The organism is Pantoea sp. BAV 3049 (assembly GCF_009765445.1).
Taxonomy (GTDB): domain Bacteria; phylum Pseudomonadota; class Gammaproteobacteria; order Enterobacterales; family Enterobacteriaceae; genus Erwinia.
Map to the genome: position 1 here is coordinate 1,284,708 of NZ_WHOY01000031.1, position 16,608 is coordinate 1,301,315.

14 protein-coding genes are annotated in these 16,608 nt (G+C 56.1%); 1 reads left to right on the forward strand and 13 read right to left on the reverse strand.

Annotation, left to right across the window (positions count from 1 at the left end; genetic code table 11):
* Positions 1 to 17: 17 nt before the first annotated feature.
* The gene (locus GSQ70_RS06735) at positions 18 to 527 is read left to right on the forward strand and encodes a DUF721 domain-containing protein (protein WP_158781831.1); all 510 of its coding nucleotides are present in this window, start codon (positions 18 to 20) and stop codon (positions 525 to 527) included.
* Positions 528 to 534: 7 nt separating this feature from the next.
* Here GSQ70_RS06735 and lpxC read toward each other — a convergent pair whose 3' ends face one another.
* From lpxC to GSQ70_RS06800, 13 genes are all read right to left on the reverse strand, one after another.
* Positions 535 to 1,452, reverse strand: coding sequence for a UDP-3-O-acyl-N-acetylglucosamine deacetylase (gene lpxC / locus GSQ70_RS06740; RefSeq protein ID WP_158781832.1), 918 nt, complete (start codon positions 1,450 to 1,452; stop codon positions 535 to 537).
* 101 nt (positions 1,453 to 1,553) lie between these two features.
* Positions 1,554 to 2,711: a cell division protein FtsZ gene (gene ftsZ / locus GSQ70_RS06745; RefSeq protein WP_158781833.1), complete on the reverse strand. Its 1,158-nt coding sequence runs from the start codon at positions 2,709 to 2,711 to the stop codon at positions 1,554 to 1,556.
* A gap of 71 nt (positions 2,712 to 2,782) precedes the next feature.
* Positions 2,783 to 4,039 carry a cell division protein FtsA gene (gene ftsA, locus GSQ70_RS06750; protein WP_158781834.1) on the reverse strand — a complete coding sequence of 419 codons (1,257 nt, stop codon included), beginning with the start codon at positions 4,037 to 4,039 and terminating at the stop codon, positions 2,783 to 2,785.
* On the reverse strand, positions 4,036 to 4,875 hold the full coding sequence (gene ftsQ / locus GSQ70_RS06755; protein ID WP_158781835.1) for a cell division protein FtsQ: 840 nt from the start codon (positions 4,873 to 4,875) through the stop codon (positions 4,036 to 4,038). Before ftsQ ends, ftsA begins: the two co-directional genes overlap by 4 nt.
* Before the next feature lies 1 nt (position 4,876).
* Positions 4,877 to 5,797 carry a D-alanine--D-alanine ligase gene (locus tag GSQ70_RS06760; protein WP_158781836.1) on the reverse strand — a complete coding sequence of 307 codons (921 nt, stop codon included), beginning with the start codon at positions 5,795 to 5,797 and terminating at the stop codon, positions 4,877 to 4,879.
* Positions 5,790 to 7,265 carry a UDP-N-acetylmuramate--L-alanine ligase gene (gene murC, locus GSQ70_RS06765; RefSeq protein ID WP_158781837.1) on the reverse strand — a complete coding sequence of 492 codons (1,476 nt, stop codon included), beginning with the start codon at positions 7,263 to 7,265 and terminating at the stop codon, positions 5,790 to 5,792. The genes GSQ70_RS06760 and murC overlap by 8 nt, the downstream gene beginning before the upstream one ends.
* Before the next feature lie 72 nt (positions 7,266 to 7,337).
* Positions 7,338 to 8,396, reverse strand: a complete 1,059-nt coding sequence (murG, locus tag GSQ70_RS06770; protein ID WP_158781838.1) for an undecaprenyldiphospho-muramoylpentapeptide beta-N-acetylglucosaminyltransferase — start codon at positions 8,394 to 8,396, stop codon at positions 7,338 to 7,340.
* Positions 8,393 to 9,607: a cell division protein FtsW gene (gene ftsW / locus GSQ70_RS06775; RefSeq protein ID WP_158781839.1), complete on the reverse strand. Its 1,215-nt coding sequence runs from the start codon at positions 9,605 to 9,607 to the stop codon at positions 8,393 to 8,395. The genes murG and ftsW overlap by 4 nt, the downstream gene beginning before the upstream one ends.
* The gene (gene murD / locus GSQ70_RS06780) at positions 9,607 to 10,923 is read right to left on the reverse strand and encodes a UDP-N-acetylmuramoyl-L-alanine--D-glutamate ligase (RefSeq protein ID WP_158781840.1); all 1,317 of its coding nucleotides are present in this window, start codon (positions 10,921 to 10,923) and stop codon (positions 9,607 to 9,609) included. The genes ftsW and murD overlap by 1 nt, the downstream gene beginning before the upstream one ends.
* A 2-nt stretch (positions 10,924 to 10,925) precedes the next feature.
* On the reverse strand, positions 10,926 to 12,008 hold the full coding sequence (gene mraY, locus GSQ70_RS06785) for a phospho-N-acetylmuramoyl-pentapeptide-transferase (protein WP_158781841.1): 1,083 nt from the start codon (positions 12,006 to 12,008) through the stop codon (positions 10,926 to 10,928).
* On the reverse strand, positions 12,002 to 13,363 hold the full coding sequence (murF, locus tag GSQ70_RS06790) for a UDP-N-acetylmuramoyl-tripeptide--D-alanyl-D-alanine ligase (protein WP_158781842.1): 1,362 nt from the start codon (positions 13,361 to 13,363) through the stop codon (positions 12,002 to 12,004). The genes mraY and murF overlap by 7 nt, the downstream gene beginning before the upstream one ends.
* Positions 13,360 to 14,847 (reverse strand): UDP-N-acetylmuramoyl-L-alanyl-D-glutamate--2,6-diaminopimelate ligase, encoded by a 1,488-nt coding sequence (gene murE / locus GSQ70_RS06795; RefSeq protein ID WP_158781843.1) that lies wholly within the window; start codon positions 14,845 to 14,847, stop codon positions 13,360 to 13,362. The genes murF and murE overlap by 4 nt, the downstream gene beginning before the upstream one ends.
* Positions 14,834 to 16,603 carry a peptidoglycan glycosyltransferase FtsI gene (locus tag GSQ70_RS06800; RefSeq protein ID WP_158781844.1) on the reverse strand — a complete coding sequence of 590 codons (1,770 nt, stop codon included), beginning with the start codon at positions 16,601 to 16,603 and terminating at the stop codon, positions 14,834 to 14,836. The genes murE and GSQ70_RS06800 overlap by 14 nt, the downstream gene beginning before the upstream one ends.
* Positions 16,604 to 16,608 lie beyond the last annotated feature (5 nt).

Sequence of the window (16,608 nt, forward strand, 5' to 3'; positions counted from 1 at the left end):
TTCCGCCGGAGCCTGCTATGCGCGATAGTCGCCCGCAATCTATAGAAAATTTATTCGAAGCAACTGAAGGCCAGGGAATGCTGCAATCCATTCAGCATCGCGCCATTGCGCTGAACAAGCTGAACCGTGCGGTGCAGGGTGTTCTCCCGGCACAGCTGCATCCCTGGTGCCGCGTGGCGAATTTTCGCCAGGGCATTCTGGTGCTCGAAACCGCTAATGCCAGCTGGATGATGCGCTTACGCTATGAGCAATCCAGCCTGCTGTCAGCTTTACGAGCGCAAATATTACCATCTTTGACGGCAATCGACATCAGGATAAATCCATCGTTAGCAGTAAAAGGTCAGGAAAGCGCGCAGGAAAGCAGCAAACAGTCAGAAGAGAAATCAGCAGGACGTCAGCTCAGTGAGCATAGTGCGGAAATATTGCGGAGTGTCGCAAGCCGAAGCCCGGAAAAACTGAAGAAGATAATAGAACGACTGGCGTCACTGGCCGGAGAGAGTACCAGCTCAACCAGTCGTAATAAGTAGCTCTGGTTTATGCCAGAACCAGATTGGGTGCCCTGAAGGTCACCGGCAGCTCTGCTTCGTCTTCGAAGGTCGCCCATTCCCAGGCTTCCTGCTTAGCCAGAACAGCCTGCAGCAGCTTGTTGTTCAGTGCATGACCACCTTTGAATGCGGTAAACGCACCAATGATGTTATGACCACACATAAACAGATCGCCAATCGCATCAAGCATTTTGTGACGCACGAATTCGTCTTCAAAGCGTAAACCGTCTTCGTTCAATACGCGGTAGTCATCCACCACGATTGCACAGTCAAAGCTGCCGCCGAGGCACAAGCCACGGGACTGCAGTGCTTCGATGTCACGCATAAAGCCGAATGTACGGGCACGGCTAAGCTGGCGCGCAAAGGCTTCAGCAGAGAAGTCCATGCTGTAGCGTTGTGAGCTGGCATCAATCGCCGGGTGTTTAAAGTCGATAGTGAAATCCAACGTAAACCCGTTATGCGGTCTCAGTTCCGCCCATTTGTCGCCATCTTCAACCCGGACAGGCTGTTTGATGCGGACAAATTTCTTAGCGCAGTTCAGTTCTTCAATGCCGGCATCCATCAGCAGATAGATAAAGGGGGCAGCGCTGCCATCCATAATAGGAATTTCAGGCGCGTTCACTTCCACCACAATATTATCAATGCCAAGGCCTGCGAGGGCTGCATTCAGGTGTTCGACTGTAGAAATACGCACGTCATGCTCATTAACCAGGCAAGTGCAGAGCATGGTATCACGCACGGATTTTGCATCAGCCGGGAAATCAACCGGTGGATTCAAGTCAGTGCGGCGATAGATGACCCCGGTATTAGCCGGCGCAGGGCGTAACGTCAGTGTGACTTTCTTGCCGGTATGTAAACCGACACCCGTCGCCTGAACAATACGTTTTAATGTCCGTTGTTTGATCATCGCATTATCTCGCAAAATTACTCATCCGACCGCCAGTATATCTTACTGGCGGGCGAACACTTTAGCACAAAGAGCGGAGAATCCCAATTCTCAGGAAATTCTTAGTCCGCCTGCTTACGCAGGAAGGCCGGAATATCCAGATAATCAGGCTCTTTGTTGGTTTGCGTACCCGGATCGTTGACCACTTTCGCCGCAGGTTTCTGCTCCTGAGGCAACGGGGCCATGCCGTGCTGCTGATAGCGATGATCCATCACAGGCTGGGTTTGCTGCTGTTTATTGGTTACCAACGTGATTTCCGGACGTTTGTCCATGCCGATACCAGTAGCCACAACGGTTACGCGCAGCTCGTCGTTCATTTCCGGATCCAGCGAGGTACCGATAACCACGGTCGCATTGTCGGAAGCAAACGCACGGATGGTGTTACCTACAGTCTCGAACTCATCCAGACGCAGGTCGAAGCCAGCAGTGATGTTAACCAGCACGCCGCGAGCGCCAGACAGGTCGATATCTTCCAGCAGTGGACTGGAGATCGCCATTTCAGCCGCTTCTTCAGCGCGGTCTTCACCACAAGCCACGCCAGAACCCATCATCGCGTAGCCCATTTCGGACATCACGGTGCGCACGTCAGCAAAGTCGACGTTCATCAGGCCAGGACGGGTGATCAGTTCAGCGATACCCTGTACCGCGCCTTTCAGCACGTCGTTGGCTGCACCAAACGCATCCAGCAGAGAGATACCACGGCCCAGTACTTTCAACAGCTTGTCGTTTGGAATTGTAATCAGAGAATCGACATGCTTGGAGAGTTCGGCAATCCCCTGCTCAGCGAAAGCCATGCGTTTTTTGCCTTCGAAATTGAAAGGCTTTGTCACCACAGCAACGGTCAGGATACCTAAGTCTTTTGCGACTTCAGCCACAACTGGTGCAGCGCCGGTACCCGTACCGCCACCCATGCCAGCTGCGATAAACACCATGTCTGCACCTTCCAGCGCCTGACGCAGTGCTTCACGATCTTCTTCAGCAGAGTTACGGCCCACTTCCGGGTTCGCGCCAGCCCCCAGACCTTTGGTAATCCCGTTACCAATCTGGATAGTCTGGCCTACTGCCGTTTTACGTAACGCCTGGGCGTCGGTGTTAACGGCAAAGAACTCTACGCCTTCGATGCGCTCGCGCACCATGTGCTCTACGGCGTTACCGCCGCCGCCGCCGACGCCGATGACTTTAATCACCGCGTCATTGGTTAATTCCATAGGTTCAAACATAATTTCTCTCCGTTATGTGCCTGTCGCCGGGAGATCATAAACAAGCTTAGCATGATCCCCTTTTCTCAAAATTAAAACTCTTTTCTCAGCCAGCTGTTGATTCGTTTGAACCAGTTGCCCACTGAGGCTCTTTTTTCCACATCTGCCTCACCGCTGAGGTGAGACTCTTTTCCGTAGTGCAGTAAGCCAACCGCCGTTGAGTAGTATGGCTCCTGCGCGTAATCCGTTAATCCAGTAATGTTCAGCGGCTGTCCGATACGCACCTGCGTGTGGAACACACGCTGGGCGCAAGCCGCCAATCCTTCAATCTGTGCCGCGCCGCCGGTCAGGACAATACCTGCCGCCAGGTGGTGCTTAACGCCCTGGGTGCGCAGCTGCTCCTGCAATTGCAGGATTTCATCGTTCACCAGGTTCAGCAGCTCGGTGTAACGAGGTTCAATCACTTCAGCCAGCGTCTGTCGCTGCAGGCTTCTTGGTGGTCGGCCGCCCACGCTCGGCACTTCAACGTTTTCGTCTTTGCCCACAATGGAGCCCAGCGCACAGCCGTGACGAACTTTAATCGCTTCCGCATCGGTTGGCGGAGTGCCGAATGCATAAGCGATGTCGCTGGTAACCACGTTACCAGCGTAGGGAATCACTTTGGTGTGGCGCAGTGCCCCACCGGTATAGACCGCGATATCCATGGTACCGCCGCCTACGTCCACCACGCAGACGCCCAGCTCACGTTCATCTTCAGTCAGCACGGCAAAGCTGGAAGCCAGACCGGCAAAAATCAGTTGGTCAACTTTCAGGCCACATCGTTCAACCGCTTTGACAATGTTTTTTGCCATATCGTTGTGGCATGTGATCAGGTGCACCTTTGCCTGCATACGCACGCCGGACAAACCGACCGGGTTCTTGATCCCTTCCTGATAGTCGATCGCATATTCTTGCGGAATAACATGGAGGATGCGGTGTTCATCACGAACACGAACGGATTTCGCGGTGTGGACCACGTTTTCCACATCTTCCTGGGTCACTTCCTCTTCGGAAATAGGAACCATCCCTATTTCGTTCTGGCAACTGATGTGTTTCCCCGATAATGCAAGGTATACCGAAGAAATCTGACAGTCTGCCATCAGCTCTGCCTGGTCAATCGCACGCTGTACGCACTTCACGACGGACTCCAGATCGTTCACGCCGCCTTTATCCATCCCGCGGGAGGGACAGCTGCCCACCCCGATGATGTTGACCATGCCATCGGGCAGAATTTCCCCTACCAAAGCGGCGACCTTCGCGGTGCCGATTTCGAGTCCAACTACCAGTTTTCTGTCCGTCGCCTTGATCATTGTTGTTTAGCCTGTGCCTGATTCTGTTGCTTGTTACCGTCAGTGGTCTGAATTAATGGCGGTGCCCATCCTACTGCCGCGCCAGAGTCATATCGCAGGTCCACGTAACTGATCCGCTTGTTTTCCGTTTGTGCCTGCTGCTGCAGCGTTGGGGAGAGTTGGATGAAGCGCTTCAGCCTCTTCATATCCTCGTTGCGCCCTAACTCCAGACGCACATCATCGCTCAACACCAGTTGCCATGACCGCCGCGCGGTCATTGAGGCCGCCTTCAACTTAAACTTGCTGGCGGCCAGCAGGTCACTCATCTGGTGATACCCGGTCAGAACCTCTGACTCGCTGCCTTCCGGACCGTAAAGCATTGGCAACGCTTCTTTACCAATGTGGTTGGCCGGCACGCTGAAGGATTTTCCTTCGGCATCAACCATGTGCAGGTCATTCCAGCGGGCTACGGGCACATATTCAACCAGATGAATCTTTAATTCGTCCGGCCACTGCTTACGCACGCTCACCTGCTGGATCCACGGCAGGCGTTCAATCTGCTGCTGGATAACATCCACGTCCTGCGACATGAAGGTTCCAGGCGCGCCAAGCGACAAAATAGCCTGGCGAATATCATCATGGGTGGTGTAGTGCATCTGCCCTGTCACCACCAGCCTGGACAGCGGCAGGCGGGAAGCATCGTTCATCCACTTCACCACCACTAATCCACCAGCCAGCATTACACCCAGCACCATCAGCAGAAAGATGATGCCCGCCAGCCTGGAGCCATTACTGCGGCCGGTACGCGCTTTTTCCTGCGCCTCACGGTTTCGGACATTCAGAGCGGCCTGTGACATATCAGTCGGCCAGCTCCAGAATGCGGGCGACCAGCTGCGGGAAGGTCATTCCGGCCTGCTTGCCTGCCATCGGCACCAGGCTGTGGCTGGTCATGCCTGGCGAGGTATTTACCTCCAGCAGATAAAACTCGCCATCGCCGCCCATCATCACGTCCACTCGTCCCCAGCCGCTGCAGCCCAGAGCGCGCCAGGCCTTCAGCACGATGTCGCTCAGTTCAGCTTCTTTTTCAGCAGACAATCCGCTCGGGCAGAAGTATTCAGTATCGTCAGAAAAGTATTTAGCTTCATAGTCATAGAATTCAGAAACGACCTGAATTCGTATAGACGGTAGAATGTCATTACCGATCACGCCAACGGTATATTCCGGACCGCTCAAAAAAGCCTCAATCAGCACGTCATCATCGTGACGGAAAGCCTCATCAACCGCAGCCTGAAGCGAGTCAGCCTGATTCACGCGGGTGATCCCGACGCTGGAGCCTTCATTGCTTGGCTTGACGAACAGCGGCAGCCCTAAAGCAGCAATGCGCGCCTGGGTTTCTGCGCTAAGACCCGCATCCATCTCCTTACGGGTGATAGCCACATAAGGGAAAACCGGCAAACCACAGCCTTGCCACAGGCATTTGGTGCGCAGCTTGTCCATAGTGATGGCCGATGCCATCACGCCGCTACCGGTATAAGGGATCTGCAGGAATTCCAGCACGCCCTGCAGCGTACCATCTTCACCACCACGACCATGCAGCGCGATAAAGGCTTTATCGAACCCCTCTTCTTTCAGACGCATTACCGGGAAATCACGAATATCCACCGCATGAGCATCAATACCGGCTTCTTTCAGCCCGGCCAGCACTGCGTTACCGGACATCAGCGAAACTTCACGCTCAGCAGAAGTGCCACCCAGCAATACCGCTACTTTCTCAGCCATGATGATCCTCTTCTTTCGTCTGCGGTTGTAACTTCTGGTCGGCCAGCTTGCGGGCGACACGCCCCACATTGCCTGCGCCCTGCACCAGGATTAAATCGTTGCCGGAAAGCGCAGGTGCCAGCATTTCCAGCACTGAATCATGGTCTGAGACCAGAATCGGGTCGACTTTGCCACGGCTGCGAATGGTGCGGCACAGCGAACGGCTGTCCGCTCCCGGAATCGGTGTTTCACCGGCCGGGTAGACATCCAGCATCACCAGCACATCCACCTGCGACAGGACGTTGGCAAAGTCGTCATACAGATCACGGGTTCGCGTGTAGCGGTGCGGCTGGAAAATCATTACCAACTGACGGTCAGGCCAGCCAGCGCGCGCGGCCTTAATCGTCACATCCACTTCCGTTGGATGGTGGCCATAGTCATCAACCAGCATTGCCGTGCCCTGCACACCGTTCACTTCCTGCAGCGGATATTCGCCAAGGAAATCAAAACGGCGACCGGTACCTTGGAAGCTTTCCAACGCACTGAGGATCTCTTCATCATCAATGCCTTCTTCTGTTGCCACAGCAACCGCAGCAGCGGCGTTCAGCGCGTTGTGACGACCAGGCGCATTCAACGTAACGCGCATTAGCGGTTTGTCCTGACGGGCCAGAGTAAAGTGCCCCTGAGCGCCATGCTGCTCATAGCTGGCAATGCGTACATCAGCGTCTTCGCTGAAACCATAAGTGGTGATCTGACGCCCGACGCGAGGGATTAAGTCGCGGATAACGGCATCATCAACACAAAGCACCGCACGGCCATAAAACGGCAAATTGTGCAGGAAGTTAATGAACGTCTGCTTCAGGTTCTCAAAGTCGCCCTGGTATGTATCCATATGGTCAGCTTCGATGTTGGTGACAATCGCTACCATCGGCTGCAGGTGCAGGAACGAGGCATCGCTCTCATCCGCTTCCGCAATCAGGTAACGGCTGCTGCCCAGTCGGGCATGGGTGCCTGCCGCCTTGACCAGGCCGCCGTTCACAAACGTTGGATCCAGGCCGCCTTCTGCATAAATGCTGGAAACCATCGCCGTGGTGGTCGTTTTACCGTGGGTACCTGCAACGGCAATGCCGTGGCGGAAACGCATCAGTTCGGCCAGCATCTCTGCACGGCGGATTACCGGGATACGCGCTTCGCGAGCGGCGATAATTTCCGGGTTGTCCTGCGATACTGCGGTGGAAACCACCACCACGCTGGCATCGCTGACGTTCTCAGGGCGATGGTTAAAATAGATGGTCGCACCCAGCGCAGTCAGATGCTGGGTCACCGCATTTGGAGCCAGGTCCGAACCGCTGATTTCATAGCCTTCATTCGCCAACACTTCGGCAATACCGCCCATGCCGGCACCACCGATGCCAACAAAGTGAATGTGCCGGACGCGACGCATCTCGGGCACGATAGAACGCAGTTTTGCCAGTTGTTGTATATTCATCTCTTCTGCCTGTCGGCGCCTTTCGGTAACCGGTTATGAGACGAATAAATTCGTCCCAGGAAATTCATTTTTTTACAGTGCCGCTTTGCTGACTTCCGCTGCCACCCTTTCGGTTGCATCCGGGATAGCCACTGCACGGGCTTTCTCTGCCATGTTCAGTAATGCCGGACGATCCCATCCGGCCAGCGTTTCCGCCACGACTTCCGCAGTGAACTGCGGTTGTTCGTAAATTTTTGCTGCACCTGCTTTTTCCAGTGGCAGCGCGTTCCAGTACTGCTGACGATCCTTATGCTGGAACGGAACGAAGATGGCCGGTAAACCTGCCGCCGCCACTTCGCTGACGGTCAGCGCCCCTGAGCGACAAACCACCACGTCTGCCCAGGCATAGGCCGCTGCCATATCGTCAATAAACTCTGTCACTTTATGGCCAGTTTGGTTCACTTGCTGGTAAGCCTGATTCACACTTTCCAGCGCGCCCTTCCCTACCTGATGCCAGAGCGTGATTTTATCGCCAAGCTTCGCAGCCACTTCCGGCATAGTCTGGTTCAGCACGCGAGCGCCCTGACTGCCACCAATCACCAGCACCCGAACCGGGCCAGAACGATCCGCCATCCGCACTTCAGGCAATGGCAGCGCCAGCACATCGGTTCTCACCGGATTCCCCACCACTTCCGCATTCGGGAATGCACCGGGGAAGGCCTGCATCACTTTTTTGGCAATCTTCGCCAGCCATTTGTTGGTTAGCCCGGCAATGCCGTTCTGCTCATGCAGCACCACCGGGATGCCGCAGCTCCAGGCGGCCAGGCCACCAGGACCGGAAACATAACCGCCCATGCCCAGCACCACGTCCGGCTGATAAGCCTTCATAATCGCTCTGGCCTGGCGTACCGCGGTGAAAATACGCAGCGGAGCGGTAATCATTGCCTTCAGCCCTTTGCCGCGCAGCCCACTGATGCGGATAAAATCAATATCGATACCATTTTTCGGGACCAGATCGGCTTCCATACGGTCCGCCGTGCCGAGCCAGCGCACCTGCCAGCCCTGCTCCATCAGATGGTGAGCTACCGCCAGCCCGGGGAACACATGTCCGCCAGTTCCGCCAGCCATCACCATCAAACGCTTGCCTTTCATCGACTACCTCGCGTAAACGCCTGGGCTTTGGCCAGTCGGGTTTCATAATCTATGCGTAACAAAAACACGATGGCGGTCGACATAATGATCAGGCTGGACCCGCCGTAACTGATCAGCGGCAGCGTCAGACCTTTGGTCGGCAGCATACCGGCTGCAGCCCCCACGTTAACCAGCGCCTGGAAGCTGAACCACACGCCGATGGAGCAGCCAAGAAAACCGGAAAAACGCTGGTCAAGTTCCAGAGCGCGCCGACCAATGGACATCGCGCGAAAAGCGACGAAGAATACCATTAAGAGCGCCAAAACCACACCGATATAACCCAGTTCTTCACCAATAATGGAGAAGATAAAATCGGTATGGGCTTCCGGCAGATACTCCAGTTTCTGTACCGAATTCCCCAGCCCCTGCCCCCAGAATTCGCCACGGCCAAAAGCCATCAGTGACTGGGTTAACTGGTAACCGCTGCCGAACGGATCCTCCCATGGATTCCAGAAGGACGTTACGCGGCGCATACGGTACGGTTCGGCGACAATCAGCAGACAAACAGCGAAAATTCCGGAGCCGATAATTGCCAGGAACTGCCATAATTTTGCCCCGGCAAGGAACAACATCGCCAGCGTGGTCACAAACAACACAACCACGGTACCCAGGTCGGGCTGCGCCAGCAGAAGAACGGCCAGCACCACCATCACGCCCATCGGCTTACAGAAGCCCCAGAAGTTGTTGCGAACCTCATCAACCTTACGCACCAGATAGCTGGCCAGATAGCAAAACAGGGACAGTTTCGACATCTCAGCAGGCTGAATACGCAGCGGACCAAGGGCAATCCAGCGGGATGCACCGTTGACCGAACTGCCCACCACCAGCACAATCAGCAGCATCACTACCGTAACCAGCAGCATGATGTTGCTGTAACGCTGCCAGAAGTCCATCGGCACACGCAGAGTAACCAGTGCCATGCCCAATGCCAGCGCGATATAGAACGCATCACGCTTGGCGAAATAGAAGGGATCATCTGACAAACGCTGCCCGACCGGCATAGAGGCCGAAGTCACCATCACAAAACCTAGCATGGCCAGACCCAGCGTCAGCCACAGTAGGGTACGATCGTACAGCACCATTGAGCTGGTATCGCTTTCACGCGGTCCCATTACCCAGTCTTTCAGACGATCGGATAGCCCACCCGCAAGGCTCAGTCCTTTCAAGTGCATCAGCCCAGCTCCTTCGCCAGTTGAGTAAACGCATCGCCGCGCTGCTCAAAGTTTTTAAATTGATCGAGGCTGGCACAGGCTGGCGACAGCAACACCATGTCGCCTGACTGCACTTTCGCTGCGATTTGCACCATCGCTTCGGCCATAGTGTCCGTTTGCACGGCTTTCTCCGGGCACAGCGCGACAAGTTCAGCACCATCGCGTCCGAAACAGTAAATCCGCACGTTATCGCCCTGCAGATAGCGGGTTAGCGGGCTGAAGTCAGCCGATTTGCCGTCACCGCCCAGCAGCAGCCAGAGCGTGCCTTTCACCTGTAGTCCGTTCAGCGCGGCTTCGGTGCTGCCGACGTTGGTAGCTTTAGAGTCATTGATCCAGCGCACGCCGTTATGGTCATAAGCCAGCTGGAAGCGATGAGCCAGGCCGGTGAAGGTTGTCAGGGCTTTCAGGCTGGATGTCCGGGGCAAGCCGACTGCATCCGCCAGCGCCAGTGCTGCCAGCGCGTTCGTGTAGTTATGCTGACCAACCAGTGTCATCTCATCGGTGTTCAGCACTTTCTCGCCCTTCACCCGCAGCCAGATGCTGCCCTGCTGGTGGTTAAGATGATAGTCACCCACGTCAACACCAAAGCTCACACAGCGCTTGTCCGCTCCGCGAACCGGCATGGTCATCCCGTCATCGGCGTTGACCACACAGACCGCCGCATGCTCGTACACCCGCAGCTTGGCCGCACGATACTGCTGCATCCCCAGTGGATAGCGATCCATATGATCCTCAGTCACGTTGAGGATCGTGGCGGCTGCAGCTTTCAGGCTGCTGGTGGTTTCCAGTTGGAAGCTCGACAGCTCCAGCACGTAAAGCTGAGCGGGCTGATCCAGCAGCATCAGCGCTGGCAGGCCAATATTGCCGCCCACGCCAACCTGCCAGCCCGCAGCTTCAGCCATCTCACCCACTAAAGTGGTGACGGTACTTTTGCCGTTTGAGCCGGTGATCGCCACAATCGGTGCCTGCGCTTCACGGCAGAACAGTTCGATATCGCCAACAATTTCCACGCCTGCATCGGCGGCATCCATCAGGGAAGGATGCGAAAGGGCCATTCCCGGGCTGGCCACGATCAGATCCGCTTCAAGCAGCCAGCTGTCATTCAGCGAACCGAGCCAGCGTTCCACATCTGAAGGCAGCTTGTTCAGTCCTGGCGGGACGACACGGGTATCCATCACACGTGGCGTAACGCCGCGTGCTAAAAAGAAATCAACACAGGACTGACCGGTCAGGCCCAACCCAATGATGACGACTTTTTTACCCTGATAGTCAGCCATAGTTACCGCACCTTCAGCGTTGCCAGGCCAATCAGCACCAGCATCAGTGAAATAATCCAGAAGCGCACGATGACGCGCGGCTCCGGCCAGCCTTTCAGCTCATAGTGATGATGGATCGGCGCCATGCGGAAGATGCGCTGACCGCGCAGCTTGAACGAACCAACCTGCAGGATCACCGACAGGGTCTCCACCACGAACACTCCGCCCATAATCACCAGCAGGAATTCCTGACGCAGCAGCACTGCGATAGTGCCCAGCGCGCCACCCAGAGCCAGAGAGCCAACATCACCCATAAAGACCTGAGCCGGATAGGTGTTGAACCACAGGAAGCCCAGGCCCGCGCCGACAATAGCGGTACAGACAATCACCAGCTCACCGGCGTGGCGCAGATAGGGGATATGCAGGTATTCGGCAAACTTGACGTTACCGGTAGCCCACGCCACCAGCGCAAAACCAGCCGCAACAAATACGGTCGGCATAATTGCCAGGCCATCCAGACCGTCGGTCAGGTTCACAGCGTTACCGGTCCCTACGATCACGAAGTAAGCCAGTACAACGTAGAACAGCCCCAGCTGCGGCATGATGTCTTTAAAGAACGGCACGACCAGCTCAGTGGCTGGCGTCCCGTTACCGGCGGCGTATAACGCGAAGGCAACACCCAGCGAAATCACTGACATCCAAAAATATTTCCAGCGGGCAATCAGCCCTTTGGTATCTTTGCGCACCACTTTGCGGTAGTCATCAACGAAGCCGATGATGCCAAAGCCCACCAGCACCACCAGCACGCACCAGACGTACGGATTGGAAGGATAGGCCCACATCAGTACCGAAACGGTGATGGAGAAGAGGATCATAATCCCACCCATCGTCGGCGTACCGCGCTTGCTGAAGTGCGACTCAGGGCCGTCGTTGCGAACGACCTGGCCAAATGACATTTCCTGCAGACGGGCGATCATCCGTGGGCCCATCCACAAAGAGATAAACAGAGCGGTCAGCAGGCTGACAATGGCGCGAAACGTCAGATAGGAAAAGACGTTGAAGCCAGAATAATAAGTGACCAGATGCTCGGCCAGCCAGACTAACATGTTCCTTTCTCCTGTAAGCTCTGCACTACCTGCTCCATGGCGGCACTACGCGAGCCTTTGACTAAGACGGTAATAATTGGCTGCTGTGTCAGCAGCGTTCTGAGTCGTGCTATGGCGGCAGATTTATCGCTGAAATGCTCACCCACCCCACTGGCATCACTGATTGCCTTGCTTAAAGTTCCCACGCTGAGGACCTTATCAATCCCTGCCTGACGCGCCGACCTGCCCACCTCACGGTGACACTCTTCGGCTTCATCACCCAGTTCCGCCATGTCTCCCACCACCATCACGCGATAGCCTGGCATTTCGGCCAGCACCTGCGCAGCTGCGGTCATCGACCCAACATTGGCGTTATAGCTGTCATCCAGCAGCAATTTCCCTTCTGCCAGCAGCATCGGGAACAGACGGCCAGGCACGGCTTTCAGGCCGGACAAACCTTTCTGAATGGCGCTGAGTGGCGCATCCACAGACAGCGCCAGTGAAGCCGCTGCCAGCGCATTGGCCACGTTATGGCGGCCAGGCAGCGGCAGCTGAATGTTGATGCTGCCCGCAGGAGTCATCATCACAAAGTGCGTGCCGCTGCTGGTCACCTGAATATCTGTGGCAAAGAAGTCACTGTCAGCCTGCGGCTGGGTGGAGAAACGCCAGACCGTTTTGCTGTGCAGCATGCTCTGCCAGTGCGGCCAGTCGTTGCTGTCCGCATTGAGGATCGCTGTGCCTTTGACCGGTAATCCCTGGAAAATTTCGCCTTTGGCTTTTGCCACGCCGGCCAGCGAACCAAACCCTTCCAGATGGGCCGCAGCCAGGTTGTTCACCAGCGCAGTCTCGGGGCGGGTAATGTCGGTGGTATAAGCGATTTCGCCCTGATGGTTCGCACCCAGCTCAATCACCGCGTACTGGTGTGCGTCAGTCAGGCGCAACAGCGTCAGAGGTACGCCAATATCATTGTTCAGGTTGCCTGCGGTATAGAGCGTCTCGCCACATTCCCGCAGGATGGCAGCGGTCATCTCTTTCACCGAGGTTTTTCCGGAAGAGCCGGTCAGGGCCACAACGCGCGCTGTGGATTGCAGGCGGACCCAGCCAGCCAGCTGTCCGAGCGCAATGCGGGTGTCGGCCACCACCACCTGCGGAACAGCAACAGGTAAGTGCTTACTCACCAACAACGCTGCCGATCCGGCAGCAATCGCGTCACCGACGAAATCATGCGCGTCAAAACGCTCGCCCTTCAGAGCGATAAACAGGCACCCGGCACTGACCTTGCGTGTGTCGGTAGTCACTTCAGCAAAAGTCAGGTCGCCACCGTAGAGCTTGCCGCCGGTCAGTTCAGCCAGAGTCTGTAACGAAAGCGCGATCATGCCACTACCCCCAGTAATCTGGCGACCGTTACACGGTCGGAGTAGTCCAGACGGCGGTTACCGACGATCTGGTAATCTTCATGGCCTTTGCCAGCGACCAGTACGATATCGCCCTCTTTCGCCTGCAAGACAGTGTTAGTGACCGCTTGCGCACGTCCCGGCATTATACGGGCGCGACCGGCATCAAGCAGCCCACTCAGCACATCTGCCACAATCGCCGCAGGATCTTCACTGCGCGGGTTGTCATCCGTAATCACCATCACGTCGGAAAACTGCTCGGCAATCGCTCCCATTAGTGGGCGCTTACCTTTATCGCGATCCCCGCCACAACCGAAGACGCACCACAACTGCCCTTTACAGTGCAGGCGTGCCGCCAGCAGCGCTTTTTCCAGCGCGTCGGGCGTATGAGCATAATCCACCACCACCGTTGGCTTGCCTGCTGCAGTGAACACTTCCATCCGCCCGGTGACAGGCTGCAACTGATTACCAGTCGCAATCAGCGAGGCCAGCGGGTAGCCAACAGCTAACAGTGTGCCGAGCGCCACCAGCAGGTTGCTGACGTTAAATGCTCCCATCAGACGGCTGTCAATTTCGCCATTGCCCCAGCTGGATTCGAACGTCACCTTCGCACCGTTGTCGTGATAGTCGACAGCAGTCGCCTTCAGCCAGCGCCCACGACAGCCCGGCTGTAAATTGTTTTCCATTGTCACGGCCACGGCATCCGGCAGTTTTTCCAGCCAGCGGCGTCCCACTTCGTCATCGGCATTAACGATCGCCTGACCCACCTGATGCTCAGAGAACAGCAGCCATTTCGCGGCTTCGTAGCGCGCCATGTCACCGTGATAATCAAGATGGTCGCGGCTCAGATTGGTAAACGCTGCGGCGGCAAAAGGCAGTGCAGCCACACGATGCTGCACCAGACCGTGGGAGGAAACCTCCATCGCCGCCAGCGTGGCACCCTGCTCAACCAGCGTACTCAGCATGTGCTGAACATCTACCGCCGAGCCAGTGGTGTTTTCTGCCGGAGCCAGATGTCCGTACAGGCCATTGCCGACGGTGCCCATTACCGCACCGGTTTCACCCAGCAGCTGGGCCCATTGCGCCAGCAGCTGCGTGGTGGTGGTTTTGCCGTTAGTCCCGGTCACGCCAATCAGGCGCAGCTTCTCGCCGGGTTGCTGGTAGAAACGTCCTGCCAGGGCAGACAGACGTTGAGCAAGCTGGGCCAGGTAGATCACCGGCACGCCATGCATCTCTTTGATTTCACTATCTTCAGCTTCACCCTCTGCGTCGGCAATCACTGCCGCCACACCCTGAGCAATAGCCTGAGGAATAAAGCGGCGTCCATCCGCCTCATGGCCTTTCACCGCCACAAACAGATCGCCGGAAGCCGCCAGACGGCTGTCCAGTATCATTTCACGAAGCATCCGTTCCGGTGCGCCAGGCACCCACGGAGCCAGTAAATCGCGCAGGTTACGATCTGTCACTCGATCCCTCACTTCTGTTCTCTGCCATCTCGTTTTTGTCGCCCGCAGGCGGCAGGCCATCAGGCTCAATGTTCATAGTGCGCAGAACACCGCCCATAATGGCGCCGAATACCGGTGCAGAAACTGCACCACCGTAATACTTGCCAGCCTGTGGATCGTTAATCACCACCACCAGCGCAAACCGGGGACGACTCGCTGGTGCCACGCCAGCGGTGTATGCGATGTATTTGTTGACGTATTTGCCATCCGGCCCGACTTTTTTAGCGGTACCGGTTTTAATGGCGATGCGGTAACCCTTGATGGCCGCTTTCACGCCTCCGCCACCGGGCAGCGCCACGCTTTCCATCATGTGCATCACGGTGCGCACCAGTTCTTCAGGAAAAACGCGCTGACCCGCCACTGGCGGGTCGACTTTGGTAATGGACAGCGGGCGATAGACGCCATAACTGCCTATGGTTGCGTAGACTCGCGCTAACTGTAACGGCGTTACCATCAGCCCGTAGCCGAAAGAGAAGGTGGCCCTCTCTATGTCAGACCACCGTTGTTTTTGAGGATATAAGCCACTGCTTTCTCCGACCAACCCCAAATTGGTCGCCTTTCCCAGTCCAAAACGTGAGTAAGTGTCTACTAACGCTGAGGACGGCATCGCTAACGCCAGTCTTGAAACACCGACGTTACTCGATTTCTGCAAAACCCCGGTCAGGGTCAGCTCACTGTAGCGGGCCACATCTTTGATCTCGTGGCCGTTAATACGATAAGGAACGGTATTCAGTACGCTGTTTTCTCTCACCACGCCGCGCTGCAGGGCAGTCATCACCACCATCGGCTTCACCGTTGAACCAGGTTCGAAAATATCGGTGATGGCGCGGTTACGCATCACATCTTTAGTGGTGCCGGACAGGTTGTTCGGGTTGTATGCCGGGCTGTTCGCCATCGCCAGCACCTCACCGGTATTCACATCTACCAACACCGCAGTGCCTGATTCCGCCTTGTTAAAGGCCACGGCGTTGTTCAGTTCACGGTAAACCAGCGCCTGTAAACGTTCATCAATACTCAGCGCCAGGTTGTGAGCCGCACGGCTGTCGACAGAGGAGATATCTTCAATCACACGGCCATTGCGGTCTTTACGGACAGTACGTTCACCTGGTTGCCCGGTCAGCCATTTATCAAAGCTTTTCTCAACGCCTTCAATGCCCTGACCATCGATGTTGGTGAAACCAATCAGATGGGAAGTCACCTGTCCGGCAGGATAATAGCGGCGTGACTCTTCACGCAGGTTGATACCGGGAAGCTTAAGCTTTTTGATGTAGTCGCCAATGGCAGGGTTCACCTGGCGGGCCAGATACACAAAGCGCCCCTTCGGATTGGCATTCACGCGGGCTGACAGCTGATCCAGCGGAATGGAGAGCGCATCAGACAGCGCCTTCCAGCGGCTGTCCATAGTAATGCCGCCCTTATCGTTAAGTTCTTTCGGGTCAGCCCAGATAGCATTAACCGGGACGCTGACCGCCAGAGGGCGTCCGGCACGATCGGTGATCATGCCGCGGGCAGTGGGAACAGCCTGCACGCGCAGGGAACGCATATCCCCTTCGCGCACCAGTTTGTCGGGGTTAATCACCTGCAGGTATGCCATGCGGGCCAGCAATCCTCCTAAGCCGAGCAAAATGCAGACGCAAAGCAACGCAAAACGCCAGCTGACAAAGCTGGCTTGATCTTCCGGGCGTTTCAACTTCTGCGTTTTAGTTGCGGCTTTCATTCAGT

Excerpts from the sequence above, each read along its gene's own strand:
- GSQ70_RS06800 (WP_158781844.1), bottom strand. The coding sequence starts at position 16,603 with ATGAAAGCCGCAACTAAAACGCAGAAGTTGAAACGCCCGGAAGATCAA.
- GSQ70_RS06760 (WP_158781836.1), bottom strand. The coding sequence starts at position 5,797 with ATGGCTGAGAAAGTAGCGGTATTGCTGGGTGGCACTTCTGCTGAGCGT.
- ftsW (WP_158781839.1), bottom strand. The coding sequence starts at position 9,607 with ATGCACTTGAAAGGACTGAGCCTTGCGGGTGGGCTATCCGATCGTCTG.
- ftsA (WP_158781834.1), bottom strand. The coding sequence starts at position 4,039 with ATGATCAAGGCGACGGACAGAAAACTGGTAGTTGGACTCGAAATCGGC.
- murC (WP_158781837.1), bottom strand. The coding sequence starts at position 7,265 with ATGAATATACAACAACTGGCAAAACTGCGTTCTATCGTGCCCGAGATG.
- murG (WP_158781838.1), bottom strand. The coding sequence starts at position 8,396 with ATGAAAGGCAAGCGTTTGATGGTGATGGCTGGCGGAACTGGCGGACAT.
- mraY (WP_158781841.1), bottom strand. The coding sequence starts at position 12,008 with ATGTTAGTCTGGCTGGCCGAGCATCTGGTCACTTATTATTCTGGCTTC.
- murF (WP_158781842.1), bottom strand. The coding sequence starts at position 13,363 with ATGATCGCGCTTTCGTTACAGACTCTGGCTGAACTGACCGGCGGCAAG.
- murD (WP_158781840.1), bottom strand. The coding sequence starts at position 10,923 with ATGGCTGACTATCAGGGTAAAAAAGTCGTCATCATTGGGTTGGGCCTG.
- lpxC (WP_158781832.1), bottom strand. The coding sequence starts at position 1,452 with ATGATCAAACAACGGACATTAAAACGTATTGTTCAGGCGACGGGTGTC.
- GSQ70_RS06735 (WP_158781831.1), top strand. The coding sequence starts at position 18 with ATGCGCGATAGTCGCCCGCAATCTATAGAAAATTTATTCGAAGCAACT.
- ftsQ (WP_158781835.1), bottom strand. The coding sequence starts at position 4,875 with ATGTCACAGGCCGCTCTGAATGTCCGAAACCGTGAGGCGCAGGAAAAA.
- ftsZ (WP_158781833.1), bottom strand. The coding sequence starts at position 2,711 with ATGTTTGAACCTATGGAATTAACCAATGACGCGGTGATTAAAGTCATC.